Origin of the sequence: Rhodococcus sp. NCIMB 12038 (assembly GCF_002165735.1) — a bacterium.
Taxonomy (GTDB): Bacteria; Actinomycetota; Actinomycetes; order Mycobacteriales; family Mycobacteriaceae; genus Rhodococcus_F.
In genome coordinates, this window is the sequence record NZ_NHML01000090.1 from 1 (window position 1) to 3,413 (window position 3,413).

Sequence of the window (3,413 nt, forward strand, 5' to 3'; positions counted from 1 at the left end):
ACCACATCCTCTCCCGCCGCAACAAGGGCGCCACCACGGCCCACAACGGGGCGGGTTTGTGCGCGGCCTCCAACTACGCGGAGGAAGGCGACGGGTGGACCGCCCGCCCCGTCAGGCGGCACGGCCGTACGCATCTCTTCGACCTCGGCACCCCGACCGGGCACCACTACCGGTCCGCGGCCCCACGCCTGCCGTCCGCGGCACGGAGGTCGGAGATCGAGGCGATCCTGATCGCGCATTTGCGTGCATCTTGACCGTGTGGTCACGGGAATCGTCGTAGGGTCGTGTGCATGGCCAGCTGGAACGAGTTCGCCGACGCTGCTCCGCGCATTGCCGCCATCTTTTCCCGCAGGCACGCGGCGACCAAGAACCTGTGCATGCTCGGCACGCTGCGCTCCGACGGATTTCCGCGGATCAGCCCGGTCGAGCCGAGATTCTTCGAGAACCAGTTGTGGATCGCCGGAATGCCGAACACGACGAAGTTCCAGGATCTGGCTCGCGATCCGCGTTTCTGCCTGCATACGGCAACCGTCGACAGTGAGGTGAAGGAAGGTGACGCGAAACTGTGGGGTGTCGTCGACGACGTTCAGGACAAGGCGCTGCATCAGCGTTTCGCGCAGGCGCTGTTCGACGAGACCGGTTTCGACATCCGCGGGCAGGAGTTCGATCACTGCTACCGAGCCGACCTGACCGGCGGCTCGGCGGTGGAGGTCGGCGACGGGCACATGGACATCACCATCTGGAAGCCGGGGGAGCCCGAGCACGTTGTGCGAAAACACTGACCGCTCATTCCTTTCGGGCGACCACTCGGTGAGGCCGAGTTGGGGTATGACCGAACTGTGTGCGCGGACACGCCTCGGACGCACTGTGACAGCCCGAGCCTGGACATACATGGACATCCAACTATAGGATGGGCACATATTCGGAACTCCCTCATCATCGAGCAAGGAACGGGTTCTCACAATGGTTCAAGAGCTATCCCACTTCGTCGGCGGCAAGCGCGTCCCCGGTGCCTCCAACAAGTTCGGCGACGTCTACGACCCCAATACCGGTGAGGTGCAGGCGCGTGTGCCTCTCGCCGACAAGGCCGAGACGGAGGCGATCATCGCGAACGCGGTGGAAGCTCAGCGCGAATGGGCGCTGTTCAATCCGCAGAAGCGGGCACGCGTCCTGATGAAGTTCCTCCAGCTCGTGCAGGAGGAGATGGATTCGCTGGCGCGCCTCCTGTCGTCCGAGCACGGCAAGACGATCCCCGACGCGAAGGGCGACATCCAGCGCGGCCTCGAGGTCATCGAGTTCGCGCTCGGCGCTCCGCACCTGCTCAAGGGTGAATACACGGAATCCGCCGGAACCGGTATCGACGTGTACTCGATGCGTCAGCCGCTCGGCGTCGTCGCCGGCATCACGCCCTTCAACTTCCCGGCCATGATCCCGCTGTGGAAGGCCGGTCCCGCGCTGGCCGCCGGCAACGCCTTCATCCTCAAGCCGTCCGAGCGCGACCCCTCGGTGCCGCTGCGCCTGGCCGAACTGTTCCTCGAGGCCGGTCTGCCCGCGGGTGTGTTCAACGTGGTCAACGGTGACAAGGAAGTGGTGGACGTCCTGCTCACCGACGACCGCGTCAAGGCTGTCGGGTTCGTCGGCTCCACCCCGATCGCGCAGTACATCTACGAGACCGCCGCGGCCCACGGCAAGCGCGCACAGTGCTTCGGTGGCGCGAAGAACCACGCGATCATCATGCCCGACGCCGACCTCGACGAGGTTGCCGACGCCCTCATCGGCGCAGGTTACGGCTCCGCGGGTGAGCGCTGCATGGCCATTTCCGTCGCCGTGCCGGTGGGTGAGGAGACCGCGGATGCGCTCGTCGCGAAGCTGACCGAACGCGTCGGCAAGCTCACGATCGGCCGCAGCGACGACGAGTCCGCCGACTTCGGACCGTTGGTCAGCAAGGACGCCCTCGAGCGGGTCAACAGCTACATCCAGATCGGCATCGACGAGGGCGCAGAGGCCGTGATCGACGGTCGCGGCTTCACCCTCGAGGGCCACGAGAACGGCTTCTTCGCAGGCGCGACCCTGTTCGACAAGGTCACCACCGACATGCGGGTCTACAAGGAAGAGATCTTCGGACCCGTCCTGCTGGTCGCCCGCGCGGCGGACTACGAAGAGGCGCTCCGCCTGCCCACCGAGCACGAGTACGGAAACGGCGTCGCCATCTTCACCCGCGACGGCGACACGGCCCGCGACTTCACGAACCGGGTGAACGTCGGCATGGTCGGCGTCAACGTGCCGATTCCCGTGCCGATCGCGTACCACACGTTCGGCGGCTGGAAGCGTTCCGGCTTCGGCGACCTGAACCAGCACGGTCCCGACTCCTTCCGCTTCTACACCAAGACCAAGACCGTGACGCAGCGTTGGCCCTCCGGCAAGAAGGAAGAGACCAATCACTTCGTCATTCCCACGATGAACTGAACGGATCTCCATGTTCACCTTGACCGATGACGAGCGGGCGATCAGTGACACGGCCCGTGATTTCGCGGCCGAGCATCTGGCGCCGCATGCTGTGGAGTGGGATCAGGCCAAGCATTTCCCGGTCGATGTGCTGCGCAAGGCGGCGTCGCTGGGGATGGGCGGGATCTACGTCCGCGAGGATGTGGGCGGCTCCGAGCTGACCCGCGTCGATGCGGCCCGGATCTTCGAGCAGTTGGCGAAGGGCTGCCCGTCGATCGCCGCCTACATTTCCATCCACAACATGGTCACCTGGATGATCGACAAGTTCGGCACCGACGAGCAGCGGCACACCTGGGTGCCGGGACTGTGTGCGATGGATCAGCTGGGCAGCTACTGCCTCACCGAACCCGGCGCCGGCTCCGATGCGGCGGCGTTGAGCACCAAGGCGGTCCGCGACGGCGACGACTTCGTGATCAACGGGGTCAAGCAGTTCATCTCCGGGGCCGGGACCTCGGAGGTGTATGTGGTGATGGCCCGCACCGGCGACAGCGGGCCGCGCGGGATTTCGGCGTTCATCGTCCCGAAGGACTCGGCGGGGCTGTCGTTCGGGCCGAACGAGGTGAAGATGGGCTGGAACGCCCAACCGACCCGGCAGGTGATCTTCGAGGACGTGCGGGTGCCGGCGGCGAATCTGCTCGGTGCGGAGGGCGGCGGGTTCCGGATCGCGATGGCCGGCCTGAACGGGGGCCGGTTGAACATCGCCGCCTGCTCGGTCGGCGGGGCGCAGACCGCGCTGGACAAGGCCGTCTCGTATCTGGCGGACCGCAAGGCGTTCGGGGCNTCGTTGCTCGAGTCGCAGGCGTTGCAGTTCCAGCTCGCGGACATGCGCACCGAACTCGAGGCGGCCCGGACCCTGTTGTGGCGGGCGGNGGNCGCGCNGGGGGGGGGGGGCCCCCGGCGGGGGGGGG

Annotated in this window: 3 protein-coding genes and 1 pseudogene; all 4 read left to right on the forward strand. The window is 66.4% G+C overall.

Annotated elements, in window-relative coordinates:
- Positions 1 to 254, forward strand: a pseudogene (locus tag CA951_RS42060) (HNH endonuclease); the annotation flags it as partial.
- 36 nt (positions 255 to 290) lie between these two features.
- Entirely contained in the window at positions 291 to 782 is a 492-nt protein-coding gene (locus CA951_RS42065) for a pyridoxamine 5'-phosphate oxidase family protein (protein WP_087562469.1), read from the forward strand.
- A 181-nt stretch (positions 783 to 963) separates the two neighbouring features.
- Entirely contained in the window at positions 964 to 2,466 is a 1,503-nt protein-coding gene (locus CA951_RS42070; RefSeq protein ID WP_087562470.1) for a CoA-acylating methylmalonate-semialdehyde dehydrogenase, read from the forward strand.
- Between the two features lie 10 nt (positions 2,467 to 2,476).
- Positions 2,477 to 3,413 (forward strand): acyl-CoA dehydrogenase family protein (locus CA951_RS42075; RefSeq protein WP_087562471.1); only part of this gene is annotated, 937 nt, incomplete at its 3' end.